This is a genomic window from Acidimicrobiales bacterium, assembly GCA_040219515.1.
Taxonomy (GTDB): domain Bacteria; phylum Actinomycetota; class Acidimicrobiia; order Acidimicrobiales; family Aldehydirespiratoraceae; genus JAJRXC01.
On sequence record JAVJSI010000016.1, the window covers coordinates 105,077 to 130,901 of the forward strand.

General features: G+C 68.2%; 24 protein-coding genes. 15 read left to right on the forward strand and 9 right to left on the reverse strand.

The window, feature by feature from the left end:
• Positions 1 to 18 precede the first annotated feature (18 nt).
• Positions 19 to 621 (reverse strand): nucleoside triphosphate pyrophosphatase, encoded by a 603-nt coding sequence (locus RIB98_16475; protein MEQ8842579.1) that lies wholly within the window; start codon positions 619 to 621, stop codon positions 19 to 21.
• A gap of 163 nt (positions 622 to 784) precedes the next feature.
• On the opposite strand from RIB98_16475, the gene RIB98_16480 reads away from it, so the two are divergent.
• Positions 785 to 1,918 carry a hypothetical protein gene (locus RIB98_16480; protein ID MEQ8842580.1) on the forward strand — a complete coding sequence of 378 codons (1,134 nt, stop codon included), beginning with the start codon at positions 785 to 787 and terminating at the stop codon, positions 1,916 to 1,918.
• Positions 1,918 to 2,646 (forward strand): SOS response-associated peptidase, encoded by a 729-nt coding sequence (locus RIB98_16485; protein ID MEQ8842581.1) that lies wholly within the window; start codon positions 1,918 to 1,920, stop codon positions 2,644 to 2,646. Before RIB98_16480 ends, RIB98_16485 begins: the two co-directional genes overlap by 1 nt.
• Positions 2,647 to 2,651: 5 nt before the next feature.
• Here RIB98_16485 and RIB98_16490 read toward each other — a convergent pair whose 3' ends face one another.
• Positions 2,652 to 3,050, reverse strand: coding sequence for an HIT family protein (locus tag RIB98_16490; GenBank protein MEQ8842582.1), 399 nt, complete (start codon positions 3,048 to 3,050; stop codon positions 2,652 to 2,654).
• A gap of 23 nt (positions 3,051 to 3,073) precedes the next feature.
• Between RIB98_16490 and RIB98_16495 the strand changes: the two genes are divergently transcribed.
• Complete coding sequence (locus tag RIB98_16495; GenBank protein ID MEQ8842583.1) at positions 3,074 to 3,691, forward strand: CDP-alcohol phosphatidyltransferase family protein; 618 nt, start codon at positions 3,074 to 3,076, stop codon at positions 3,689 to 3,691.
• On the opposite strand, the gene RIB98_16500 is transcribed toward RIB98_16495, so the two are convergent.
• Entirely contained in the window at positions 3,688 to 7,977 is a 4,290-nt protein-coding gene (locus RIB98_16500) for an Ig-like domain-containing protein (GenBank protein MEQ8842584.1), read from the reverse strand. The two genes, RIB98_16495 and RIB98_16500, sit on opposite strands and share 4 nt — an antisense overlap.
• Before the next feature lie 128 nt (positions 7,978 to 8,105).
• On the opposite strand from RIB98_16500, the gene RIB98_16505 reads away from it, so the two are divergent.
• The 10 genes from RIB98_16505 (at position 8,106) to RIB98_16550 (ending at position 15,975) form a co-directional block, all read left to right on the forward strand.
• The gene (locus RIB98_16505) at positions 8,106 to 10,595 is read left to right on the forward strand and encodes a sugar phosphate nucleotidyltransferase (GenBank protein MEQ8842585.1); all 2,490 of its coding nucleotides are present in this window, start codon (positions 8,106 to 8,108) and stop codon (positions 10,593 to 10,595) included.
• A 41-nt stretch (positions 10,596 to 10,636) separates the two neighbouring features.
• Entirely contained in the window at positions 10,637 to 11,017 is a 381-nt protein-coding gene (gene gcvH, locus RIB98_16510) for a glycine cleavage system protein GcvH (GenBank protein ID MEQ8842586.1), read from the forward strand.
• 2 nt (positions 11,018 to 11,019) lie between these two features.
• Complete coding sequence (locus RIB98_16515) at positions 11,020 to 11,490, forward strand: FHA domain-containing protein (protein MEQ8842587.1); 471 nt, start codon at positions 11,020 to 11,022, stop codon at positions 11,488 to 11,490.
• A gap of 18 nt (positions 11,491 to 11,508) precedes the next feature.
• Positions 11,509 to 12,447 (forward strand): MerR family transcriptional regulator, encoded by a 939-nt coding sequence (locus RIB98_16520; protein MEQ8842588.1) that lies wholly within the window; start codon positions 11,509 to 11,511, stop codon positions 12,445 to 12,447.
• 1 nt (position 12,448) lies between these two features.
• A complete protein-coding gene (hpt, locus tag RIB98_16525) occupies positions 12,449 to 13,057 on the forward strand; it encodes a hypoxanthine phosphoribosyltransferase (GenBank protein MEQ8842589.1) in 609 nt (202 codons plus the stop codon).
• A 10-nt stretch (positions 13,058 to 13,067) separates the two neighbouring features.
• Positions 13,068 to 13,565, forward strand: coding sequence for a bifunctional nuclease family protein (locus RIB98_16530; protein MEQ8842590.1), 498 nt, complete (start codon positions 13,068 to 13,070; stop codon positions 13,563 to 13,565).
• Positions 13,566 to 13,752: 187 nt separating this feature from the next.
• Positions 13,753 to 14,223 carry a MerR family transcriptional regulator gene (locus RIB98_16535; GenBank protein MEQ8842591.1) on the forward strand — a complete coding sequence of 157 codons (471 nt, stop codon included), beginning with the start codon at positions 13,753 to 13,755 and terminating at the stop codon, positions 14,221 to 14,223.
• Positions 14,224 to 14,228: 5 nt separating this feature from the next.
• Positions 14,229 to 14,552 carry a hypothetical protein gene (locus RIB98_16540; GenBank protein ID MEQ8842592.1) on the forward strand — a complete coding sequence of 108 codons (324 nt, stop codon included), beginning with the start codon at positions 14,229 to 14,231 and terminating at the stop codon, positions 14,550 to 14,552.
• Between the two features lie 31 nt (positions 14,553 to 14,583).
• Positions 14,584 to 15,651 (forward strand): glycine cleavage system aminomethyltransferase GcvT, encoded by a 1,068-nt coding sequence (gene gcvT / locus RIB98_16545; protein ID MEQ8842593.1) that lies wholly within the window; start codon positions 14,584 to 14,586, stop codon positions 15,649 to 15,651.
• An 84-nt stretch (positions 15,652 to 15,735) separates the two neighbouring features.
• Positions 15,736 to 15,975, forward strand: a complete 240-nt coding sequence (locus RIB98_16550) for a hypothetical protein (protein ID MEQ8842594.1) — start codon at positions 15,736 to 15,738, stop codon at positions 15,973 to 15,975.
• Position 15,976: 1 nt separating this feature from the next.
• Here RIB98_16550 and RIB98_16555 read toward each other — a convergent pair whose 3' ends face one another.
• Positions 15,977 to 17,611 (reverse strand): SH3 domain-containing protein, encoded by a 1,635-nt coding sequence (locus RIB98_16555; protein ID MEQ8842595.1) that lies wholly within the window; start codon positions 17,609 to 17,611, stop codon positions 15,977 to 15,979.
• A complete protein-coding gene (locus RIB98_16560; protein MEQ8842596.1) occupies positions 17,608 to 18,150 on the reverse strand; it encodes a sigma-70 family RNA polymerase sigma factor in 543 nt (180 codons plus the stop codon). The genes RIB98_16555 and RIB98_16560 overlap by 4 nt, the downstream gene beginning before the upstream one ends.
• A gap of 92 nt (positions 18,151 to 18,242) precedes the next feature.
• Between RIB98_16560 and RIB98_16565 the strand changes: the two genes are divergently transcribed.
• Positions 18,243 to 18,995 (forward strand): M15 family metallopeptidase, encoded by a 753-nt coding sequence (locus RIB98_16565; GenBank protein ID MEQ8842597.1) that lies wholly within the window; start codon positions 18,243 to 18,245, stop codon positions 18,993 to 18,995.
• Positions 18,996 to 19,021: 26 nt separating this feature from the next.
• Here RIB98_16565 and RIB98_16570 read toward each other — a convergent pair whose 3' ends face one another.
• From RIB98_16570 to RIB98_16580, 3 genes are read right to left on the reverse strand one after another with little or no spacing between them, the layout of a single operon-like run.
• On the reverse strand, positions 19,022 to 19,885 hold the full coding sequence (locus tag RIB98_16570; protein MEQ8842598.1) for an LLM class flavin-dependent oxidoreductase: 864 nt from the start codon (positions 19,883 to 19,885) through the stop codon (positions 19,022 to 19,024).
• Positions 19,886 to 19,907: 22 nt separating this feature from the next.
• Positions 19,908 to 21,011 carry a chorismate synthase gene (gene aroC / locus RIB98_16575; GenBank protein ID MEQ8842599.1) on the reverse strand — a complete coding sequence of 368 codons (1,104 nt, stop codon included), beginning with the start codon at positions 21,009 to 21,011 and terminating at the stop codon, positions 19,908 to 19,910.
• A gap of 39 nt (positions 21,012 to 21,050) precedes the next feature.
• Complete coding sequence (locus RIB98_16580; protein MEQ8842600.1) at positions 21,051 to 22,802, reverse strand: glycerol-3-phosphate dehydrogenase/oxidase; 1,752 nt, start codon at positions 22,800 to 22,802, stop codon at positions 21,051 to 21,053.
• A gap of 24 nt (positions 22,803 to 22,826) precedes the next feature.
• Here RIB98_16580 and RIB98_16585 point away from each other — a divergent pair, with 24 nt between their 5' ends.
• A complete protein-coding gene (locus tag RIB98_16585) occupies positions 22,827 to 24,470 on the forward strand; it encodes an acyl-CoA synthetase (protein ID MEQ8842601.1) in 1,644 nt (547 codons plus the stop codon).
• 1 nt (position 24,471) lies between these two features.
• Here RIB98_16585 and RIB98_16590 read toward each other — a convergent pair whose 3' ends face one another.
• Positions 24,472 to 25,821 (reverse strand): mycothione reductase, encoded by a 1,350-nt coding sequence (locus RIB98_16590; protein MEQ8842602.1) that lies wholly within the window; start codon positions 25,819 to 25,821, stop codon positions 24,472 to 24,474.
• Positions 25,822 to 25,825 lie beyond the last annotated feature (4 nt).

The window sequence follows — 25,825 nt, forward strand, 5'->3', positions numbered from 1 at the left end:
GTGCGGGACCGCGATCGGTCATCGACGGTGGCCGTAGGCGAGGAGATCGACCCCGGCTCGGAGGCAGAGTCGGTGCAGGAGTCCCATGGGCAGCCCGATGACGTTGGAGACGCTGCCGGTGACGGTGTCGGCGAAGAGCCCACCGGCGCCCTGGAGCCCATAGCTCCCGGCCTTGTCGTCGGCGTCTCCCGTCGCGACGTACCAGTCGACGATCGCGTCGCTCAGCGCATCGACGGCGACCTCCGAGCGCTCGTGACCGCTGGTGGTCGTGGTCGTTCCGTCGGCCTCCACCACCACGATCGCCACGCCGGTGACGACGTCGTGGCGGCGGCCGGCGAGCCGGCGCAGCGTGGCCGCCGCATCCGCTCGATCCAGCGGCTTGCCGAGGATCTCGCCGTCGAGCACGACCGACGTGTCGGCGCCGATCACCGCACAGTCCGGGACGGCGACGGCGAGTGCCTTCTCCTCGGCCAGGCGAACGACATAGAGACGCGGATCCTCGCCGGGGAGCGGGGTTTCGTCGATGTCGGCGGCGACGACGTCGAAGGCGTCGGTGAGGCGGCTCAGGATGTCGCGGCGCCGGGGCGACGAGGAGGCGAGGACGAGGCGGCGGAGGGTCACGCGGCCAGTTTGTCAGCTTCATGCGAGGCGCCACCCACCCCGCCCGCGTGCGGCGTACCCTCTCCCCATCGACGAAGAAACCTGGTCCGCCGAGCGCGAACCCGACGAACCTGTTGCCCTCCCGTCGGAGGACACCAACCTCGAGATCCGGCCCGACTCGTTCATGGTCACCTCGGGGTTTCTGCGCGCCGGGAATCAGCCGAACGTTCCATCGCCGGCCCCCGAGGGTCCCGAGTGGACCTACGACGAGGCCGACGAGGCCGCCCACGGCTTCCTCGTCGAGGTGGCCGGCGAGCGGACGATGCCCGAGTTCATCGACGACCCGGTCGAGCACGCCCGGGCCAACGGAATTCTGCTGTTGTTCAGTGACGAAGTGCAGGCGTCGTTCGAGACCTACCTGGCCCGGATGCCCGAACCGCGGGTCGAGGCCTGGCGCGATCTGATCGCCGGTGGGGCCAGCTCCGAGGCGTTCGGTCCGCTGACCCTGCAGGAGAAGCTCGACGAGGAGCAGGTCAGCGAGGCACTTCAGAAGGGCCGCAAACAGCGGACCGTCAATCTCGCAGTCGGTGCACTCGTCTCGTTGGTTGCCATCGTGGCCGTGGTCGTCACCTACACGCAGTTCATCGCCGACGAGGGCCGAACCGAGGGTGCCTTCCGTTTCGACGGTGAGGACGACCCGCCCGAGGTCGCGGCTCGCACCGGTGGTCCGCCGGTGGCGAGCGAGACCCTCACCGTCGGCCTGTCCCAGCCGGTGTCGGTGGCGGCGGGAAGCGGGGCCGAGGTCGAGCGGATCGTCGCCGCGCCGTTCGCCGACTTCCCGTTCATGCCGGGCGAGATCCGGGCGTCGTTGTTCCAGTACGCGGGAGCCGGGCACGTCGTGTTCGTCGGCCCCGAGGGGTTCGTCGAAACGGCCTGCCTGCGAGCCAGCGTCGTCACCGCCGATCTGCGACCGTTGGACACGGTCACCCACGGGCCCTGCTCGCAGCCCGTCGGCCGGGCTGCGTCGGTCGGGTGTCTCGGCACCAGTGCGGTGCTGCTCGACCTCGAGGTTCCCGCCGGTGAGGTGACGTTGCCCGAGGGTGGCACCGGCTTCGCCGACGCCGTCCGGGTGCAGATGATCGGCGACGACCCCGCCTACGAGGTGCTCACCCTGCGGGGCACCATCGAGGTCGGCCTCGACGAGCCCATCGACGTTCCCCGATTCGGTGGAGAGGTCGGCGACGAGCTCGGCTTCGACCTCGGCGCCGACGTGGTCGGCACGTGCACCATCACGGGTGACCTCCCGGGACGCTCCTGATGTGCGGGCGGTTCGCCTCCACCACCCCGCCCGACCAGCTGGCGAAGTACTTCGGCGCGGAGCTGGCCGAGGAGTTGCTCCCCGGGTCGAGCGACGCGGACGCGGCGAACTTCAACGTTGCGCCGACCCAGGGCGTCTACACGGTCTACGAGGACGGGGATGTGCGTCGACTCGACGCGTTCCACTGGGGCCTGGTGCCGTTCTGGGCGAAGGATCCCAAGATCGGGAGCCGCATGATCAACGCCCGGGCCGAGACCCTGGCCGAGAAGAACTCCTACAAGCGGCCGTTCGCCAAACGGCGCTGCATCATCCCGGCCGACGGCTTCTACGAGTGGAAGAAGGTCGAGGGTCAGAAGAAGAAGCAGCCGATGTACATGAGCCGGGTCGACGGTGAGCCGTTCGCCTTCGCCGGGCTGTGGGAGGTGTGGAAGGACGAGAACCACACCGACGGCGACGACGACCCTCTCGAGCTCCACAGCTGCACCATCATCACCGGTGAGCCCAACGAGAAAGTGGCCGCAGTCCACGACCGAATGCCGGTCATGCTGCCGCCCGAACGGTGGGATGCCTGGCTCGATCGCGACAATCGCGACATCGAGAGCCTTCAGCAGTTCCTCGTGCCCGCGCCGGCGCAGCTGATCCGCCTGCATCCCGTGTCGACGGCGGTCAACAACGTGCGCAACAACGGCCCGGACCTGATCGACGAGGCCGAGCCGGTGAGCGACTGAGCCGATCAGCCAGTGAGCGCGTCGCTCAGCTGGAGTTGCAGACGATCGAGGTCGTCCTGATCGGGCGACGTGTCGGCCTGCGCGAAGTCGAGCGCCGCCATGGAGTCCATCGGGACGACATGGATGTGCACGTGGGGCACCTCGAAGCCGGCGATCATCAGGCCGATGCGGGCAGGGGAGAGGAGCGCCTTCTGTGCGTTGCCGATCCGATGGGCGACGCCGGTGAGGTGCTGCACAGTGATGGTGTCGAGATCGGTCCACTGGTCGACTTCGGTCCGCGGGACCACCAGGGCATGGCCCCGGGCCAACGGCCGGATGTCGAGAAACGACACGCAGGTTTCGTCCTGCCAGATGAAACGGCCGGGGATCTCGCCGTCGATGATGCGGGTATAGATGGAAGCCACCCCTGGATCGTAGGCTCCGCACCGTGAGCCCCGACGAACCGCCGCCGCGAGACCGCCAGATCGGCATCTTCGAGGATCGGATCGTCACGGTTCCCAACCTCATCTCGCTGGCCCGCCTCGCCTGCATCCCCGTGTTTCTCTGGCTGCTGTTCAGCGAAGACGACCGCCTGGGCGCGGCACTCCTGTGGGCCGTCGTCGGCGCCACCGACTGGGTCGACGGATGGTGGGCCCGGAAGTTCGACGTGGTCAGCGAGTTCGGGAAGCTGATCGACCCGGTGACCGACCGGGCGGTGTTGATCGTGGGTGTGTTCGCGGTCGGGGTCGACGGGTCGGTGCCGTGGTGGTTGGTCGGCCTCACGCTCGCCCGCGAAGTGCTCGTGGCCATCGCGGGCGTCGTGCTCGGGGCACTCGGTGCCCGCCGCATCGACGTCACGTGGTGGGGCAAGTGCGCGACCTTCGGCCTGTATTTCGCCTTCCCACTGCTGCTCGGCGGCGCGTCGGATGCGGGTGTCGCCGATGCCCTCCGCTGGGCCGGGTGGGCCTGTGCGATACCCTCGCTGATCTACTCCTACCTCTCGGCCGCGCAGTACATCCCTCTCGGACTCACGGCGCTGCGCGAAGGTCGTCTCGACCGGGCCTAGTCGTCGGGGTCATCCACAGTGACGGTGAAGACGAACGGGGTCGACGTGTCGGTCCCGCCGCCGTCATCGCGGAGCTCGATCGTGATGGTCGAGGTGCCGAACGAGGACCCGGTGAAGGTGAGGGCACCCGACGAGTCGACGGCCGGCGGGACGGAGAAGATTCCAGGGTTCGTGTTCCCGGTGACCACGAAGGAGAGGACCTGCGACGATTCGTTGGCTGCGCCGGCCGATATCGCCGACGCCCAGCCGGCGAACGTTGCTGATCCCGGGAAAACCGTTCTGTCGGGCCCGCCGGTGAAGCTCGGGGCGTCGTTCACCGCGGTGATGGTGAAGGAGACCGTCGCGGTGGCGCACAGCCCGACGCTGTCGCACACCTGGTAGTCGAACGACTCGGCGCCGTTGGCGTCGGCGGTCGGGGTGTAGTCGATGGTGCCGTCGGGGCGCGGTACCGCCGTGCCGCGAGACGCAGGCGACGTGATGGTCACGCTCGTGGGATCGATGTTGGGATCGACGTCGTTGGCGAGCACATCGATGTTCACGGTGGCTGCGTCCTCGAGGATCGCGGCTTCCGCATCATCGACGGCCACAGGTGCCACGTTGGCGGTGGTGAGCACCAGGGCGCTCGGGTAGTCGGCCGTCATCGCGATCCACATGTCGTGCTTGGTGAACTGGACCCAGAGCACGAGTTCGTGGCCGGGCAGCACGTCGTGGGTGACGGTGCCGAGATCGATCTCGCGGTACGACCATTCGTCGTCCTCATCGCCCCATTCCTCGACGAAGAAGTCGGTCGATGCGATGGAGGTGCAGCTACTGCCGAGGCAGTCGTACAGCCAGATGTAGGGATGGGTGTCGTGATCCCCGTGGAAACCCGCGGTGCTCGACCAGAGCTGGAGGGTGACCGGTCCGTCGAGCGAGACGGTGCCGGCCGACGCCGGAAGGGTCCAGGTCTGGTACTCGTCACCCGGCGGGGAGAACAGGCGACCGAGCAGGCTGCCGCTCTTCTCGATCGTCAGTCCGGGGTCGTCGTCGCCGTCGGCGTCGAAGACGGGATCGCTCGAGGCGGGTGGTGCAACCACGAGATCGTAGTCGTCGGCCGAGCCGCCGCGGTCGTCGAGGTACCAGCTGACAGTGGAGATGCCGTCGTCGATGAGCACCCGGACGGTGGCGACGTCGGTGGAGCCCCCCGGATCGCGGACGCGGTAGACGAACGTATCGGTACCGACGAATCCGGGGTCGGGTGTGTAGGTGAACGAGCCGTCGGCTGCGAGGACGACGGAGCCGTCGGAGGGGACGACGACCGGGGTGGTTTCGACGGTGAGCGGTTCGCGGTCGGGATCGCCGTCGTTCGTGAGCAGGCCCGGAGCGACGACGACGAGATCGGTGTCCTCGGCGCCGGCATAGCCGTCGTCGGCTGCGATCGGTGCGTCGGGCCCCGGAGTGACCGTGAACCGGCCGACTGCGCTGTCGCTGCCGCCGGCGCCATCGGTCACCGTGTAGGAGAAGGTGATCACGCCGTTCCAGTCGGCACCGGGTACGAAACGGAACACGCCACCGCTCTGGAGCGTGAGTGTGCCGTACTCGATGCCCGACGCGTCGTAGCCCGAAACCGAGAGGAAATCGAGGTCGCTGTCGGTGTCGTTCGCCAGAACATTCAACAGCCCGAACGGCGCGTCCTCCGCGATCGTCGTCGAGTCGTCGTTGGCGATCGGCGCGTCGTTGGCGCTGGTCACGGAGATGAGAGCGGTCACCGGGTCCGACCGGTCGATCCCACCGTTCGAGGTTCCGCCGTTGTCGGCCGCTGTGACGGTGATCGTCGCGGTGCCGTGCGCATCGGCCCTCGGCCGGAATGTGAGGGTGCCCGACGGGCTGACGGCGGGTGCGGTGACGAACAGCGAGGGGTTGGTGGTCTTCACGGAGAACACGACGGATTGGCCGGTCTCGTCGGCGGGTCCCGGGGAGATCGTCCTGGCCCACCCGCTCCGGCTGACCAGGCCTGCGTCCTCGGAGACGGTCACCGGTGACCCCGCGGTGAAGGACGGTGCGTCGTTGACCGCCGTGACGCTGACGGACACCCACGCCCGGCTGCACGAACCGACAAGATCGCAGATCTCGTATTCGAAGGTCGAGACGCCGTTGCGATCGGCCGCGGGGGTGAAGCGGATCTTGCCGCTCTCGACCACGGCACTGCCGCTGGTCGGATCCGAGGTGATCGCGAGCGTGGACAGGTCGGCGCCTCCCGACCCGGCGAGATCGTTGGCGAGGACGTGGATGAGCGCGCTGCCGTCCTCGAGAACGGCAGCCGTGTCGGCGAAGGCGGCCATGCGCACCGGTGCGGCCCCGACGATGATCGTCGCAGTGGCGCTCGCCCGGGCGCCGGCCGGATCCTGCACGGTGTAGCGGAGCGAGCCCGTTCCCTGGAAGCCGACGGCGGGCTTGAACGTCACGTTCGCGCCGTCGTGGGTCGCCGTCCCGCCGACGATGTCGCTCATCGCGACGATCGTGAGCGGGTCGCCGTCGACGTCGGTGTCGTTGGCGAGCACCGGAACGAGGACCTCCGTCCGGTAGGGGGTCGAGACGCCATCGGCCGATGCCTTCGGCGCGTCGTTGACCGGGACGATGTCGACCGTGACCCGTCCCGTGGCGCTGCCGCCGTTGCCATCGCCGATCTGGTATTCGAGCACCGTTCGACCGTTGGCGTCGGGTGGCGGTGTGTAGCGCACACCGTTGGAGACGATCGCCGCCGAATCGCCGATGTACCCGCCCACCCGGGCGACAGAGAGCAACGCGAGCGTGTCGCCGTCGGCATCGGTGTCGTTGGCCAGCACGTCGATGACGACAGGGGAGTCCTCATTCGTCGTTGCGGTGTCGGGAGTGGCGACGGGGTCGTCGTTCACGCTCGTGACGGCGATGGTGACGGTCGACGTGGTGCACCGGTCGTTCTTGCAGGACTCCACGGTGGCGACCACGGTGCCGGTGGCGTCGGGACCCGGTGTGTAGCGGAGGATCTGGTCGGCGCCGAGATGCAGTGTTCCTTCGTTCGGCGTCGAGAGCAGGCGGATACTGTCGGGCGACCCGAGGAGATCGCCGAGGTCGGCCGTCATCTCCGCGTCCTCCGAGGTGGCCAGCGCGAGGTCGGGGGCCACGTAGGCGATGTCGTCGTCGGCGATGAACTCGACTCCGATCGCGGCGGGTTCGGGCTGCTCGTCGACCACGGTGGGCATGAGTCCGCTGAGGGCGGCGCCGACCACGGCCATGGCCGAGGTGATGGCTGTCGTGGCGACCGGGGCGACCGGCGTCTGACCGATGACCGGGAGTTGGGTGAGCCACGACATGGGGCCCATGACGAGGCGCAGGCGGCCGAGTCCGATGCTCAGGAAGGCCCGGACGACCTGCGGGTCGAACTGCGTGCCGGCATTGGCCGCGAGCTCCTTGCGGCCGAACTCGGCCGAGTGGGGCGGTTTGTAGGACCGAGCCGAGGTGATCACGTCGTAGGCATCGGCCACTGCGACGATGCGGCCCGACAGCGAGATCTCCTCGGCGGCCAGCCCGTTGGGATAGCCGCCCCCGTCCCAGCGTTCGTGATGTTGGGAGGCGGCATCAGCCCAGGAACCGAGCCATCCCCGGAGGGGCTCGACCAGGTGCGCGCCCATCGCCGGATGGCTCCGCAGGATCGCCCACTCCTCGTCGTCGGGGCGGCCGTTCTTGCAAAGGATCTCTGGCGGCACCGACAGCTTGCCGACATCGTGGATCAGGCCGGCCCAATGGAGCTTCGCGAGTTCGTGCTCCGGGAGACCCATCTCCTCGCCGATCATCAGGGAGTACGCCCGGACCCGCTCGGTGTGGCCCCGGGTCAAGCGATCGTGTCGATTGAGTTCGGCGGCGAGCATGAGGAGATGCTCGGCCGCCTCCTGCGGCGTCTGCTCGTCGAGTGTGCCTTCGGCAACGCTGCGCTGGAGCTGTCGCACGGTGTTGTGGCGGATCGCGAGCTTGAAGCGCGACGGAGCATGATCGGGAAAGACGAGCGACAACCGGAAGAGGGCGACGATCGGCAGAAGATGGCGCAGGATCCGGTCGCCGATGTAGACGATCGCCATCACCGCTGCGGTCAGGAGGGCGAACCACGCGATCGTGGGAAACAGGCCTCCGGGCCGCTCGATGACCCGGTCCGCGACGGAGATGAACGCGATCGCGGTGATCAACGGCAGCAGGAAGATGACCAACCGGAGTACGGCTGCGACGAGAGGTCGCTGGGTCCATCCCGTCGATCCGGGAGCTGACTCGGACATACCCTTTCCCGTCGGCGGGGCCTGTGCACCAATTCAGCTGCGCCAGAAGATAGGGCCGATCGACCTACGGCCGGCCGAACGCCGAGCACGACTCTTGACGGGGAATTCCGCGTACTAGGTTCGGCGGTATGAAGGCCGTGATCATGGCGGGCGGCGAGGGCACTCGACTTCGCCCGCTGACCTCCAACGTTCCGAAACCGATGATGCCCCTGGCCAACCGGCCGATGATGGAGCACATCCTCGATCTGCTGAAACAACACGGGTTCGACGAGGTCGTCGTCACCGTGTCGTTCATGGCGAACCACATCCGGAACTGGTTCGGCGACGGCTCGGAGTTCGGGGTCAAGATGACCTACGCCGTCGAGGAGACGCCGCTCGGGACCGCCGGGTCGGTGCGCAACGCGATGGACGAGTTGACCGAACCGTTCCTGGTGATCTCCGGTGACGTCCTCACCGATGTGGACCTCACGAAGATCGTCGAGGCGCACAAGGCCAAGGGCGCGCTCGCCACGATCGGACTGATCCGGGTCGACAATCCGCTCGAGTTCGGCATCGTGATCACCCGCGACGACGGCTCGATCGAACGGTTCCTCGAGAAGCCGGGCTGGGGCCAGGTCTTCAGCGACACCATCAACTCGGGCATCTTCGTTCTCGAACCGGAGATCTTCGACTACATCGAGGCCGACCGACCCGTCGACTTCTCGAGCGAGGTGTTCCCAGCCCTCCTGGCCGACGAGAAGCCGCTCTTCGGCGCCGTGGCCGAGGGCTACTGGGAGGACGTGGGCAATCTCGAGAGCTACGTCAGCGCCCATGGCGACATCCTCGACGGTCGGGTGAAGGTGGCGATCGACGGCTTCGAGCAGACCGAGGGTCTCTTCGTCGGCACCAACGTGAAGATCGATCCGACGGCCACCGTCACCGGGCCCGGCGTGATCGGTGACAACTGCCGTATCGAGGCCGGGGTGCGGCTCGGCCCCTACACCGTCCTGGGGGCCAACGTACGCGTGCGGGCCGACGCCGACATCGAGAGAGCGGTCATCGCCGACAACGCCTACATCGCCGAACGGGTGAACGTGGGCGGCGCCGTCATCGGACGGGCCTGTGATCTGCGGGCCGGTGTGAAGGTCGACGAGGGTGCCGTGATCGGCGACGAATGCTTCGTCGGCGAGGGTGCGGTGATCGGCTCCGACGTCAAGATCTATCCGTTCAAGACCATCGAGGCGGGCGCCGCGGTCAACACCTCGATCGTCTGGGAGAGCAAGGGCGCCCGCAGCCTTTTCGGCCGCGACGGTGTGTCGGGGCTCGCCAATGTCGACATCACCCCCGAACTCGCCACGCGTCTGGCGATGGCCTACGGCTCCACCCTCCAGCAGGGCGACGTGGTCATCACGGCTCGCGACTCGTCCCGGTCGGCCCGCATGCTGAAGCGGGCCGTCCACGCCGGCCTCAACGCCACGGGGATCTCCGTGCAGGACCTCGAGGTCGTCCCCCTGCCGGTCACCCGCTTCACCACCCGGCGGCCCGCCATCGCCGGTGCCGTGGCGCTGCGCCTCGAACGCAACGACCCCAACAGCGTCGTGATCCAGTTCATGGACGGCGACGGGGCCGACCTGGCCGAGAACGGCCACCGCAAGATCGAGAGGATCTTCAATCGCGAGGACTACCGCCGTGTGCTCCCCAGCGAGATCGGCGACATCGACTATCCGCCGAGGGCGCTGGAGCACTATGCGACCGCGCTCGAGTCGATGGTCGATCTTCCGGCGATTCGGGCTGCTCGCACCAAGGTGGTCGCCGACTACGGCAACGGCGCGGTGTCGTTCATCATGCCGAACCTGCTCGCCAAGCTGGGCGCGGAGGTACTTGCGATCAATCCTTTCGCGAGCACGCAGCGCGCCGTCGACTTCGACCGCGAGGCCAACGCCAAGGTCGTGGCCGACATGGTGATCTCGTCGGCGGCCGGGCTCGGCGTGATGTTCTCGGCCGGCGGCCAGCTGCTGAGTGTGGTCGACGACACCGGACGACTGCTCGCCCACACCGAGCTCGTCCTGGCGCTGATCGACCTGATGGGCGACGACCTCGACGGCGCCCGCGTGGCGCTGCCGGTCTCCATGACCTCCAGAGCCGGCCGGCTGGTCGAGGCTCACAATGGTTCGGTCGTGCTCACCCAGACGTCCGGGGCCGCCATCATGAGCGCTGCGTCCGACCCCTTCGTGTGCTTCGCGGCCGACACCAACGGCCGCTACGTCGTGCCGGAGTTCATGCCCGCCTTCGACGCCACGGCCACGTTCGTGTCGCTGCTCGGACTCCTCGCCTCGAGCGGCCGCAAGCTGAGCGACGTGGTCGATGCCCTGCCCGAGGTGTTCATGGTCACCCGTGAGGTGGTCACGCCGTGGGAACAGAAGGGCGCGGTGATGAGAGTCCTCGTCGAGCAGTCCAACGATCGCGACGTCGACCTGGTCGACGGTGTGCGCATCCATCATCCCGAGGGCTGGGCGCTCGTGCTGCCCGATCCCGACGACCCGGTCACCCGGGTGACGGCCGAGGGCGACGACCTCGCGTCGGCCGAACGCCTGGCCGACGAGTACGTCCGGCGTATCGAACAGATGGTTCGTTCCTGACCAGCGCGCCTGGCCCGGGGTCTTGCGTTAGGTTCTCGACCATGAACGTGCCAGAAGGACTTCGATACTCGTCCGACCATGAATGGGTGGCGGTCGACGGCAACATCGCTCGCGTGGGGATCACCGACTACGCCCAGGACGCGCTGGGCGACGTGGTCTACGTGGACCTGCCCGATGGCGGCACCACCGTCAGCGCCACCGAGTCGTTCGGCGAGGTGGAATCGACGAAGTCCGTCTCCGAGCTCTATGCCCCCGTCTCCGGCGAGGTGATCGAGGTCAATTCCCAACTGACCGACACCCCCGAGAAGCTCAACGACGACGCCTATGGCGACGGGTGGCTGATCGCGATCGAGATGTCGGATCCATCGGAGCTCGACGCCCTGCTCGACGCCGGCGCCTACACGTCGCTCATCGAGGGGTGAGCATGGGTGATCTCGTCTGCCGCGAGTGCGGCCATGGCAATCTCGCAACCGCCAACTTCTGTTCCTCCTGTGGCACGGGGCTTCCCAAAGACGACATCACCTCCGATCTGCCCATGGTCGACGTCGATTCCGACGCCATGTCCGACATCGACCGTTCGGCCTTCGGCAAGCATGAGGGGCTGTTCGTGGTGCCCCACGGCCCCAAGGCGGGTGCCCGCTACGCACTCGACGCCGACCGGGTGACCGTCGGGCGTCACCCCGAGAGCGACATCTTCCTCGACGACATCACCGTGTCCCGACGTCATGTCGAGGTCCGACGCGAGGGGGCCCGCTACTGGGTCCGTGATGTCGGATCGCTCAACGGCACCTACGTGAACCGCGAGAGGGCCGATGATCGTGAGTTGGTCGACGGCGACGAACTCCAGGTCGGCAAGTACAAGCTCGTGTTCGTGCACGGCACGGGCAGCGCATGAGCAGGGGAGCGCACCCGAATGGCTGAGGCTCGTCATCACTCGATCGGTGAGGTGTTGTCGATGCTCAAGGACGAGCACACCGATGTCACCATCTCCAAGATCCGCTTCTTCGAGAGTCAGGGCCTGATCGCCCCGGAGCGCACCCCCTCGGGCTACCGCAAGTTCTACGACGGCGACATCGACCGGCTCCGCTGGATTCTCGTGCAACAGCGTGACCACTATCTGCCGCTGAAGGTCATCAAGCGTCGGATGGAGGAACCCGGGTTCGATCCCACGGCCGACATCGCCCCACCCGACGGGCCCCTGCCCGAGCCCACCCTGTTCACCCGCCCCGACGAGATCGAGGCTGAAGCTGTGGTCGAGGTCGAGACTGTCGTGGTGGCCGAGCTCGACGACGACGACGGCGCCGAGGCCGAGGTTGCGGTCGTCGAGACGGTCGCGATCGTCGAAGCATCCGACGCGCCCGCCGATGCCGAACCCGAGCCCGAACCCGATGTCGAACCCGATCCGGGGCCGGTCGCGGCCGAGGTGCCACCGGCGCCCCCCATCGCCGACGGCGACCCGCTCGACACGCCGTCGGCGTCGGTGAGCCTGTCCGCGCTCGAGCTCGCCGAGAGCGCCGGCGTCGATCTCGGACTCGTGGCCGATCTCGAACGGCTCGGTCTCATCCGGCCGGTCAACGGCGGCGAGGGTCACACCTTCGATCACGAGGCGCTGGTCGTTGCGAAGGCGGCCGGAGTGTTCAAGGCACGCGGGGTCGAACCCCGTCACCTGCGCATGTTCAAGGTGGCCGCGGATCGCGAGACCGGTGTGCTCGAACAGCTCGTGAGCGCGCGACTCAAGAAGGGCGGCGAGGTGCAACGGGTGGCCCGGGCCGAACTCAACGAACTCGTCGCGTTGGGTGAGACGATCCACCGGTCGATCCTCCGGCGAGGTTTCGGCAACCAGCTCGACTGACATGGGCGATTCCGGCTTGGGTGAGTCGAACAACGCTGCGTCGAGCAACGCTGCGTCGGCGGTTCCGGTCCTTCTCGACGAAGCGGCGATCGCCGCCACGGTCGAACGGCTGGCCGCGGAGATCAGCGCCGACTTCTCCGACGGCGTGGTTCTCGCCGGCGTGCTGCGGGGGAGCGTGCCGTTCCTCTCCGATCTGGCTCGGGCGCTGACCATCCGACCGCTGGTCGACTTCCTCGCCCTCACCCCGTATGCGCCCAACACCGGCCGGGTGCGCATGCTCAAGGATCTCGACATCGACATCGCCGGTCGCGAGGTCGTGATCGTCGAGGACATCGTCGACACCGGCCTCACCACGGCGTTCATCGTGGCCGAGATGCAGCGGCGTGATCCGAGTCGGGTCTCGGTGTGTACGTTCGTCGATCGTCCCGCTCGGCGGGTCGTGCCGGTCGAGCTCGACCACGTGGGCGTACAGATTCCCGACCAGTTCGTGGTCGGCTACGGACTCGACCACGAGGGGCGCTACCGCAATGCCCGGGTGTTGGCGGTGGCCGAGCCCGAAGTTCTCGCTCGCGACCCCGATGCCTACGTCGCAGCCCTGTACCCGGCGTAGGGTGTTCGTCATGCACGAGATGGAGCTCCTCGGCGTACGGGTGGAGATGCCCACGAACGCGCCCATGGTGCTGTTGCGCGAGCGCGACGGCCAGGGCCGCACGGTCCCGATCTACATCGGCGCGCCCGAGGCGACGGCGATCGCGCTGGCCCTCGACGGTGTCGACACCCCGCGACCGATGACCCACGACCTCCTACGCGACATCCTTGAGGAGCTCGCGGTCGACGTCGAGCGGGTGGTCATCACCGACCTCCACGACAAGACCTTCTTCGCCGAGATCCACCTACGGCGCGACGGCGAAGCCCACGTGATCTCCAGCCGGCCCTCCGACGCCATCGCAGTGGCGGCCCGAACCGGCACGCCGATCTTCGTCGAGACCGCGGTGATCGACGAGGTGGGCTTCACCGAGACCGACGACACCGCGCCCGAGGAACCGCCCGCCGAAGAGGTCGTCGAGGAGTTCATGGAGTTCCTCGACAACATCACCCCCGAGGACTTCGAGGACTGAGCGCCGTCGGCGGGCATCTCGCCTGTTCGCGCGCTCCGCGCGCAGAATCGCGCGGGGTCGTTGACCGGCGCAGCCACCCGTCGTATTGTCAGGCCACTCACAACGACGTAATTTCGTCGATGTCACGCTCGGACCATCGAGGCCGGCGCCGCAACCGCGGCAATCACTGCAACAGGGAGACCGCAACATGGCAGGCGAGACCGGCTTCAGTGGCAAGCGCACGGCGGAGATCGTCGACATCACCTATCGACAGCTCGACTACTGGGCCCGTACCGATCTGGTTCGACCCTCGCTGGCCGACGCCAGTGGCTCGGGCAGCCGTCGGCAGTACTCCTATCGTGACCTCCTCGAGTTGAAGGTCATCAAGAGCCTGTTGGATTCGGGCATTCGCCTCGAACAGGTGCGCAAGGTCTTCGCCTACATGCGCAACCACCTCGGCGAAGACGTGGCCTCGGCCAACCTCGTGATCGACGGCTCCAACTCGGTACTCGTCAACACGGGCGAGGAATTGATCGATCTCCTCCAGAACGGTCAGGGCGTACTCAACGTGCTGCCGCTGGCCGGTGTGAAGGACGAGGTCGACGCCCGCATCGTGTCGCTCTATCCCGACATGGCCGGTGTGGTCGTCGAGATGCCCAAGGCCGCAGGCGACGCCTGAGCCCCGTGGTCTCGTTCGCCCATTCGTCCGAACGCGAGGTCGCGTCGCTCCTCGACAGCTACGGCATCCGCTGGCACTACGAACCCACCACGTTCGTGCTCGCGTCCGACGACGACGGAAACCCCACGTCGGCGTTCACCCCCGACTTCTACCTGCCGGACTTCGACACCTACATCGAGCTGACGACGCTGCGGCAACCGTTGGTCACCGGCAAGCACCGCAAGATCCGGCGGCTGCAGGAGCTACGGCCCGACGTCACCGTCAAGATCCTCTATCGCAAGGACCTCGAGCGGCTCGGCGCGAAGTACGGTCTGGCCGACGCCGCGTAGGCGCCGTCGTCCACGAACTCCGGAGATCTCCGTGTCCAACGATCGTCGCTCGCCGCTTCACGACGCCCACGTAGCGCTCGGTGCCAAGATGGTGCCGTTCGGCGGTTGGGAGATGCCGCTCTCCTACGGCGAGGGCACGTTGGCCGAGCACGCGGCCTGTCGCAGCGACGCGGTGGTCTTCGACGTCTCGCACCTCGGCACGGTTCGGGTGAGCGGCGAGGGCGCCCTGGACGCGTTGCAGTGGGCGTTCACGAACGATCTCGGCCGGATCGAGCCCGGCCGGGCCCAGTACACCCATCTGCTCGACCCGTCGGACGCCTCCGTGCTCGACGACATCATCGTCTGGTGGCTCGACGTCGACCGGTTCGACGTGATGCCCAACGCCTCCAACACCAGCCGTGTGGAGAAGGCGCTGGCCGACGGCCCGACGGCTCCCGAGATCGTCGATGTCACCGGCAGCCGAGCCGTATTGGCGGTGCAGGGTCCCAACGCCCGTGAGCGTCTGGCCACGGTCGCCCCCGAGGCGGCCGCCATCGGCCGTTTCCGGGTTGCCGAAGTCGAGATCGCCGGTCATCCGGTCATCGTGGCCGGCACCGGCTACACGGGCGAGGACGGACTGGAGATCGCCGCACCGGTCGACGCCGCTGCGGCGGTCTGGGACCTGGTGCGCACCACCGGCATCGCGCCGGCCGGACTCGGCGCCCGCGACACGCTGCGACTCGAGGCCGGCCTGCCGCTGCACGGGCACGAACTCGGGCCGGGTATCACCTCACTCGATGCCGGCCTGGGCTGGGTCGTGCGCTTCGAGAAGGACGACTTCCGGGGTCGATCAGCGCTGCTGGCCCAGAAGGAGCGAGGTGTCGATCGGCTGCTCACCGGGCTCGTGGTCGACGGGCGCCGTCCGCCGCGGGAAGGTCAGTCCGTGCGCCTGGGAGACACCGAGATCGGCACCATCAGCAGCGGAAACTTCTCACCCGTGCTCGAGCAGGGGATCGCCCTGGCGTTCCTGCCGCCCGACATCGAGGCCGGCACGGCGGTCACGATCGACGTGCGGGGCACCGACGTGCCCGCCGTGGTGACCGCGCCGCCTTTCGTCTGAGCGTGTGACCACTGTCTCGGCTCCGGCCGGAACAGGGGGGTGATCGGCGAGGTTGTAACGATCACGACAGAGAAGGGCGAAACCATGTCGATCATCACCTCCACCCCCACCACGCAGACTCCCACGGCCTCCCAGATCGACGGCCGCATGCTGCTCGACGTGAGCCTGCTGCGGTCCAAGGCTGCCGATCTGCGTGTGAGCGCTGCGGACATCTCGGCACCGCTGTCGACCACCTACCGGCGCCGAGCGGCCGAACTCGAGCTGGAGGCCGCCGCATTGGCTGCCCGATTCGGCCTGGTCGAAGACCTCACGCTCGCGGCCTGACTCAGGGCGTCCAGCCCCAGCGCCAGATGCCCCGGATCGTGGGCGAGCCGTCGACGAAGTCGATCACCACGGTGTAGCGCCGCCAGTCGAGCGAATCCTGCGGGTTGGGCTCGGGGATGAACGCCGTGGCGGTGGTGAACCGATCGAAGAATTCGGGCGGCAGACCGACCGAGTAGAAGAAGTTCGGGTCGTCGATCGCCACATCGGTGCCGATGGTGTATTCGGCGAGTTCCCACTCGGCCGTGTCGAAGCCGAGGAACTCCTCGACCGTCAGCTCGCAGTCACAGCTGCGGTCGTCGGTGCCGTCGGGGCTCCAGTTGTGGAGCTCGCCGAGCTCGTTGCGATCGATCGCGGTCCACGGGGTCGGGAAGTCGGCGAAGACACCGATGCCGCCGAACTCCGACTGGTTCGCCAGGGCACTCGGGTCGAGGCCGTCCTGCAGCATGAGGTCGTTGACCCAGTCGAGAAGGGACGGCGGTGGAGGGCGGCGGGTCACGAGGTATCGGCTGTTGACCCAGCCTCGCTGACCGTCGGCGTCGATCTCCCACCAGCTGTCGTCGTCGACGACCTCGGTGGCGCCGGTGGGCACCAGGCCGGTGGCATCGGGTGCGAGCTCGTACACGATCTCGTTGCTCACGCCGGCACCATCGCGGACGTTGAGCACGTCGTCGTCGGCGACGCCGAAGACGCTCAGTGTCGTCTGGGTGGCGACGGGAACGGTCCGATAGGCCGTGAACTCCGGGACCTCGTTGTCGGCCACGGTGGTGCCCTCGATGAGCACGGTGACGGGGCCGTCGTCGGCCGGGCGGGGCACGATCACCGAGAACTGGTCGAACTCGACACCGCCGACGCTGATGAGCGTCTCGCCGACGTCCTCGACGCGTAGCACTGCGGTGCCTTCGAAGGCGACACCCCCGCCGGTGATGCGCAGTGAGCCGACGGAGTTCTCCTCCACGATGTCGATGCGGAACGAATCGCTCACGACATGGGTCACTGCCGGGCCTCGGTCGTCGACCGCGACGACGATCTTGAAGGCGAAGCTCTCCATGATGTCGCCCGACTCGGCCCGGCGGTGGACCCCGAAGGACTGGATCTCGGTGCCGATTGTGGAACTCTCGAGGCCGATCGTGGTCTCGCTGAGCGAGGGGTCCTCGATGCCGAGTTGAGTGGTTGCGTACGCCGTAGCCAACGCGTCGGCGTCGGTGATCGCGTCGTCACGCCACAACTCGAGGCCGGCGGCCAGCACCGCGGACGGGTCGGCTGCGAGGGGCTCGCCGAGACCGCCCTGGTTGACCCCGTCAGCAGGGGGCGCAGGCACGCTCGTGGTTGGCGCTGTGTCGGGCGCAGTCGTCGACGTCGTCGTGGGGTCCGTGGGGTAGTCCGGCACGGTGGTGGTCGTGTCGGCTTCGTTCACGACGTCGGGATCGTCGTCGGGCAGGTTCAGTAGGGCGATGCCGGCGATGAGCACGACGACGGCCGCCACGGCGCTGTAGCCGACCGGCCGGGCCCACGATCGTCGGGCTGCTTGTCGTTCGATGTCGTCCATGGCATTGGGGCTCACTGTGGTCTCGTTTGCTCGGGCGCGCAGGGCGCGGCGGATCTGGTCTTCGGTCGGGTCGGGTGAATGATCACTCATGCGGGCTCCTGGAGTCGGTCGCGTACCGCGGCGACGCCGCGACTCGCATGGGTCTTCACCGAGCCGGGGCTGATGCCGAGCGTCTCGGCGATCTCGATCTCGGTGAGGTCGGCCTGGTAGCGCAGGAGCAGCACCTCGCTCTGCCGTCTCGGCAGGTCGCGGATGGCTTCGAGCACTCGTTGGTGCTCGAGGGCCGCCACCGCAGCGGTCTCCGCCGCGTCGGTGGTCTCCGCCGTGGGGGAGAGCGAGCGCAGGTGGCGGCGCCGCACTCGGCGCTTGCGCAGCTGCGAGCGAGCGCCGTTCAGAACCGCCGAACGAAGGTACGCGGCCTCCCGGCCGGCTTCGGCGGTGCGGTGGCCCCGGAGCAGCGCGGCGAACGCGTCCTGCACGATCTCCTCGCACGTCTCGTTGTCGTCGAGCAGGCCGGAAACCAGACGCACGAGCCCGCGATAGTGCTCGGTGAAGAGCGCCTCGATCGAGTGGTGTGTCGTCAGTGGATCGGTCATGACCGGGTGCGGGGCTCCGGAGATGGTGTACATCGCGCCTCCTCACCCCCTACAGACGCCCGAGACCCGACTTGCGTTGACATGTGGGCACGATTCTCGTCGGTTCCGGCGCGAGACTCGTGGACGTGGCGCAACGAACCCTGACGATACTGGTGGGGCTGGCCTGCCTGATGGCGCCCAGCGCCTGTGGCGACAGTGGACACGACGAGGAGGACGCGTCGATGCCGTCGACGACCGACCCGACCGAGCCCACGACCACCGCGTCGTCGCCGACGACCGTCCCCACGACGACCGTCCCCACGACGACCGTGGCCGCGTTCTCATCGACGGTGCGGCCGGCGACCGCCGAGGACCTGGGGGCGTCGTGGCGGTCGGGGTGCCCGGTGGACATCGAGGACCTGCGCTGGCTCGACCTGACCCACTGGGACGACCGCGCGGAAGCGATCGGCGGGTCGCTGGTGGTGCACGCCGACCATGCCGACGATGTCGTCGGCGTCTTCGAGAAGCTCTTCGCGGCCCGCTTTCCGATCCTGTCCATGCGGCCGATCACCGAGTTCGGCGGCGACGACAACGCATCGATGCGGGCGAACAACACCTCCGCCTTCAACTGTCGAGAGATCGACGGTCGGCCGGGGGTGTGGAGCCAGCACGCCTACGGCGGGGCGATCGACATCAACCCGCTCGTGAACCCCTGGGTGCGGGGCAGCCGTGTCGACCCTCCGGCGGGTGCGCCCTACGTCGACCGGGATCCCTCCGTGCCCGGCCTGATCGTCGCCGGTGACGTGGTCACCGACGCATTCGCGTCGATCGGCTGGGGGTGGGGCGGCAACTGGACCACGACCGTCGACTACCAACACTTCTCCCACAACAACCGCTGACCCGCCCGCGCACGGGAAGGGGACGGTCAGGGGAGAGGGGTGATGACGGTTTCTCCGAATTCGGTGAGGGTGTCGGGGTCGGCGAAGTCGCTGGTCCAGACGTAGATCCGCTCGATACCGGCCTCGGCCCGGGCGGCGAAGTGCTCGATGAGTTCGTCGGCGGTGCCGACGGCGTGGCCGGTGTCGGAGAATCGCTGCATGGCCTTGCCCACGATTTCCTCGCGGTCGCCACCCTCGGGCACGAAGGTCACCCGTTCCTGCAGCGAAGGACGGGCGTTGCCGGTCTTCGCTCGCAACTCGTCGAACTGATCGAGCTTGTGGATCGGGAGGTTCCACCAGTCGGCGAACCGGGCGACCAGGTCCAGCGTGCGGGGGCCCGCGCCGCCGATCACGATCGGAATGTGGTGCTCTGGAGCCGGTGACTGTTGCGCATCGACGAGCGAATGGTGCTCACCCTCGTAGGAGACCGGCTCGCCCGACCAGAGCGCTTGGACGACCTCGAGCGTCTCCGTGAGCCGGTCGACGCGGGCCCGGGCGGCGGTCTCGCCCACGCCGAACGTGGTGAACTCCGTGGGGACGCTGCCCCATCCGATGCCCAGCTCGAAGCGGCCCGCGGTGGCATGGTCGAGACTCACGGCCTGGCGGGCCAGCACGGCCGGGTGACGGAATGCATCACAGAGCACGAGATGGCCGACGGTGCCCGTGGTGTTCGCCCCGATCCACGACGCGGCCACCATGGCGTCCCACATGGGCTGGGACTCGGCCATCGGTGGCGCGAGATGATCCATCAGCGCCACACCGCCGAAGCCGGCATCGACGGCGACCTGCACGCGTTCGACCATCGTCGGCAGCGTCATCCGCATCTGGGGAAGAAAGAGTTGGAACTCCATGAGGCGCCGAGTGTGGCGCAGCTCAGGGGCGCACGTCGAGTTGTGGCAGCACGTCGACGGCGCGCTGGCGGAGCCAGTGGTCGGCCAGGGTGAGCAGCACCATCGCCTCGACCATCGGCACCGCCCGGGGGAGTACGCACGGATCGTGGCGGCCCCTGGCGGCGAGGGTGGTGGCCTCACCCGCTCGTGTCACGGTGTCCTGTTCGCTGGCGATCGTGCCCGTGGGCTTGAAGGCGACCCGACAGGTGATGTCCTCGCCGTTGGAGATTCCGCCCTGTATGCCGCCGCTGTGGTTGGTCGTGGTGCGGGGACCGTCGGGACCCGGCGCGAACGGATCGTTGTGGGCCAGGCCCGTCATCAGCGTGCCCGCGAATCCGCTGCCGATCTCGATTCCCTTCGCTGCGGGCAACGACATCAGGCCACCGGCGAGGTCGGCGTCGAGCTTGTCGAAGACCGGTTCGCCCAGACCGGCGGGGACGCGCCGGGCGACACAGGCGACCACGCCGCCGAGCGAGTCGCCGTTGCGGCGCGCCTGCTCGATCGCACCGGTCATTTCGGCAGCAGCGGCCGGATCGGGACAGCGGGTGGGGTCGGCCTCGACGTCGGCGAGCGAGACGGCGGCGCCGTCGACCGAGGCGTCGATGGTGCCCACCGACTGGACCCAGGCGAGCACCTCGATGCCGGCGACCTGGGCCAGGAGCTTGCGGGCAACGGCAGCCGCAGCGACTCGGCCGATGGTTTCGCGGGCGCTGGCCCGACCACCGCCGGCCCAGTTGCGGAAGCCGTACTTGGCGTCGTAGGTGAAGTCGGCGTGGGACGGGCGGTAGACGTCCTTCAGATGGTCGTAGGCGCCGCTGTTGTGGTCCTTGTTGCGCACGAGCACGGCCAGGGGGGTGCCGGTGGTGTAGCCCTCGAACACGCCGGAGAGGATCTCGGCCCGGTCGGCCTCGTCGCGCTGGGTGACCAGACGGCTCTGGCCGGGACGTCGCCGATCGAGGTCGGCCTGGATCTCCTCGACGCTGATCGGGAGGCGAGGTGGAACCCCGTCGATGACCACGCCGACGCCGCCACCGTGGGACTCGCCGAAGGTGCTGAGGCGGAAAAGGGTGCCGAAGGAGCTGGACATCGACTCGAAGTGTACGGCCCCGAGATGCCGGGACCGGGGCTATTCGGGGTGGTCGACGTCGATCAGGCCGCGGGCGTCGACGGCTCGTCGTCGCAACGCGTCGGCCGACGCATCGTCGGGGGCGTCGTTGGCGGCTCGTTCCGCGTGGACGCGACGGTTCCAGGCTGTGATCTCGTCGCGCTCGCGCACGGCGTCCCAACCGAGTTCGCGAGCCATCAGACCCGCCGCCGCGGCGGCGATGTCCGTGCCCCGTTCCTCGGCTTCGATCGAGATCCGCAGGCGGCGGGCGAGGACGTCCTCGAGGTGCAGGGCACCCTCGTGGCGCGCCGCATGGACGACCTCGGCCGCCAGGTAGAGATCGCCGAGCACCGTGGCGAACGCCGGGTCTTCGTCGATGATCTCGAGCACGTCGGGCACGCGGCTGCCGTGGCGCCAGAGCAGCCGGGTGACCAGCGGCTCGGGCAACGCATGGTGGCGCGCGATCTCCGCGGCCCGGGTCGACCAGCCCGCCCAGCCCTCGCTGCCGACCACGGTGACGTCCTCCGTGCACGATGGCGGCACGCGATGGTCGAGGCCTTCGGCGACCATGTCGATCGTGTCGGCCGCCATCACCCGGTAGGTCGTGTACTTGCCGCCGGCGATCGAGATGAGACCCGGCACCGGCTGCGCCACTGCGTGTTCACGGCTGATCTTCGTGGTGTCGTCGTCGGTTTCGCCGCTGACCAGGGGACGCAGGCCGGCGTAGACCCCGACGATGTCGTCCTCGGTGAGCGGACGTTCGAGGGCGGCGTTGGCCTGATCGAGGATGTAGTCGATGTCGGCCTGTGACGCGGCCGGGTGGGCGCGGTCGAACTCCCAGTCGGTGTCGGTCGTGCCGATGAGCCAGTGCACGCCCCACGGGATGATGAAGAGCACGCTGCGGGGGGTCTTCAGGACGATGCCGCTGTCGCTCTCGATGCACGCACGGGGCACGACGATGTGGACACCCTTGGCGGCCCGCACCGTCAGACCCGCAGGCCCGGCCATGTCCTGGATGTCGTCGATCCACACGCCGGTGGCGTTGACCACCTTCTTCGCCCTACACGTGACCGTGGCGTCCGATTCGAGGTCGATGAGTTCGGCGCCGATCACGGTCGGCTGCTCGGCGTCGGGGTCGAACACGAGACCGGTGACCTGGGTGCTGGTGGCGATCGCCGCGCCATGGCGAGCCGCCGTGCGCGCAACGGCGAGCGTGTGGCGGGCGTCGTCGATCTGCGCGTCGGAGTAGACGATGCCGCCGATGAGCGACGAGCGCCGTAAGCCCGGCACGAGCTCGAGCGCCTTCTGACGGGAGAGGTGGCGATGGCGGGGGAGCGGGTTCTTTCCGGTCCAGGCGAGCAGGTCGTAGAGCAGCACTCCGGCGCCGTAGTAGAGGCGCTGCCAGATGCGATGCGTGAGCGGGATCAGGAACGTGACCGGGCGCACGAGGTGCGGACAGACCTTCTTCGTGAGCAGCCCCCGCTCGTGGAGTGCCTCGCGCACCAGGGCGAAGTCGCGCTGTTCGAGGTAGCGCAGGCCGCCGTGGAGGAGCTTCGACGAGCGGCTGGACGTGCCGCTGGCGATGTCTCGCTGTTCGACGAGGGCCACACGAAGACCGCGGGTGGCGGCGTCGAGCGCGCAGCCGACGCCGGTGATGCCGCCCCCGATGACGAGCACGTCGAACTCTTCGTCTCGGAGGCGATCCAGATCTCGCGCACGCTGGCGGGGCCCGAGGGAGCCGGGCACCGGCGTGCCAGACGTGGGGTCGGGCATGTCCAGAGCCTACGCTGCGCTGCTATGGCCCGGACCCAGCTCGTCTCCACCGACGCGGTGAACTTCGCCACGATCTGGGAAGGCATCGCCGATGCTCTGCCCGACAAGCCGGCGGCCGCCCACGGCCGTGAGGTGCACGACTGGGCCACGTTCGAGGCGCGAGCGGCCCGCATCGCGGGAGCGCTCGACGCAGCCGGCGTCGGAGCCGACGACAAGGTTGCCATCTTCCTCTTCAACGGGTTCGAGTACGAGGAGGCACAGTTCGCGGCGTTCAAACAACGGGCGGTGCCGTGCAACGTGAACTATCGCTATCTCGCCGACGAGCTCGTCTACCTCCTCGAGAACGCCGATGCGCAGGTGCTCTTCTTCGACCACACCCTGGCCGATCGTGTGGCCGAGGCCCGCTCCCGGTGCCCGGAGGTTGCCCTGTGGGTGCAGGTCGGTGGCGGCGAGTTGCTCGACGGTGCCGTGGCCTACGACGACCTGCTCGCCTCGCACGAGCCGGCCCCTCGGATCGAGCGATCGGGTGGCGACCTCTGGTTCCTCTACACGGGTGGGACGACCGGTAGTCCGAAGGCCGTCATGTGGCCCCACGATCAGATGATCGGCAACATGAAGGCCCAGTATTCCGTGCTCGATCGCGACATCCCGACCGGTGCGGCCGAGGCGATCGAGGGTGCGGTCGCCCTCCACGCCCGTCATCGCACCACCCGGCTGCTGGCTGCGGCACCACTGATGCACGGCACGTCGGGCATCAGCGCCCTGCACACGCTGACCCAGGGCGGAATGGTGGCGACGTTGGCCGGGCGGAGTTTCGACGCCGACGAGCTGTGGACCACCGTCGCCGAACACCGGCTGACGATGCTGACGATCGTGGGCGAGGCGTTCGCCCGGCCGATGCTCGAGGCGCTCGACCGGGCCGAGGCGGCCGGACGACCCCATGACCTGTCGAGTGTGTTCCAGATCATGTCGTCTGGGGTCATGTGGTCGAAGGAATCCAAGCAGGCATTCCTGGCCCACAAACCGATGACGCTGCTCGACTCCCTCGGCTCGAGCGAGTCGGTCGGTCAGGCCACCCAGATCACCCGCAGGAGCGAACCGGTGTTGAACACCGGGCGGTTCTCGCTCGGACCGACCACGCAGGTCATCACCGACGACGGGCGAATGGTCGAGCCCGGCTCCGGCGACATCGGTCGGCTGGCGAACAAGGGTGCCAACCCGCTCGGCTACTACAAGGATCCGCAGAAGACCGAAGAGACGTTCCCGACCATCAACGGCATCCGCTGGTCGATCCCGGGTGACTACGCGACGGTCGAAGCCGACGGCACGATCACGCTTCTGGGCCGTGGCTCGGTCTGCATCAACTCCGGCGGCGAGAAGATCTATCCCGAGGAGGTCGAGGAGGCGGTGAAGACCCACCCGGCCATCGCCGACTGCAATGTCGTGGGCCTGCCCGACGAGCGCTGGGGCCAATCGGTCAACGCGGTGGTCGCCATTCGGGAGGGCTTCGTCGTCGAGGACCACGAGATCATCGCCCATGCCCGCACCCGGATCGCCGCCTACAAGGCGCCCAAGCGGATCCTGCGGGTCAGCGACTTCGTGCGCAGCCCCAACGGCAAGCCCGACTACAAGTGGGCACAGGCGACCGCGGCATCGCTCGTCGACTGAGCTACAGCTCGAGGAGCGCCTGTTCGAGCACTTCGGGCAGGGCGGGGTGGATGTAGTACATGCCCGCCGCCATCTGATCGACGGTGAGACCGAAGACCATGCCCTGGATCAGCTGCTGCACGAGCGTGGGTGCCTGCGGACCCATGATGTGGGCACCGAGTAGGAGCCGGGTGTCGTTGTCCATGATGAGCTTGCAGATGCTCTCGGAGTCCTCCATGGCCCAGCCGTAGGCCGCGGATCCGTAGTCCTGCACGTGCGCGGTGAAGTTCAGGTTCTGGGCCTCGCACTCCTGTTCGGTGAGGCCGACCGAGCCGATCTGGGGGTCGCCGAACACGGCGGACGGGATCAGCTCGTGGTTCATCTTCCGCAGCTGGTCGGCGTGGGTGATGTTGTGGGCGACGACCTTCGCCTCGTGGTTGGCCACGTGCTTGAGCTGCACCGGATTGCTGATGTCGCCGAGCGCCCAGATGCCGTCGGCGGTGGTGCGCCCGTACTCGTCGGTGATGACATAACCGGCGCCATCGAGCTCGACCCCCGTGTGCTCGACGCCGAGTTGACTGCCGTTGGGGATTCGACCGGTCGCCACCAGGATCTCGTCGCCCTCGATCGTCTCGCCCGACCCGAGCTGCACCACGAGCTCGCCGCTTTCTCGCCGGACCTCCTCGATGGCGGCCCCGTAGTGGGTCGGGAAGCGACGGCCGTAGATCTCGGTGATGCGGCGGCTGATGTCGTGGTCCTGGTCGCGCAGCATCGTCGTACCCCGGAGGAGATAGGTGACCTCGCTGCCGAATGACCCGAAGACGCTGCCGAGTTCCGCGGCGATGTAGCCGCCACCGAGCACGAGCAGTCGCTCCGGTAGCTCCTCGACCCGCATGATCGTGTCGGAGGTGTGGAATCCCGCGGCGTCGAGCCCGGCGATCGGCGGTATGAGCGAGCGGGCGCCGGCCGCGAGGACGATCGTGTCGGCGGTGATCACCTGGTCACCTACCTGGAGCTGCTTCGGGCCGACGAAGCGGGCGTCGTGCGGGAATACCGTGACGTTGTCGAGGCTCCTGCGGTACTCCTCGCCGCCGGCGGCGATGGGGTCGATCCGGCCGAACACCCGGTCGCGGATGGCGGGCCAGTCGACACCCTCGAAGCGCGTGTGGACACCGAGCTCGGGGCCCCTCTTCGCGATCTCGGCTGTCTCGGCCGCGTAGACGAACATCTTCGAGGGGATACAGCCGACATTGAGGCACGTGCCGCCGAACAGCCCCCGTTCGACCAGCGCGATGTTCCAGCCATCGTGCTCGGGGCCGATGATCGAGTTGCCCGAACCGGCGCCGATGATGATCAGATCGAATCGTTGCACGGCC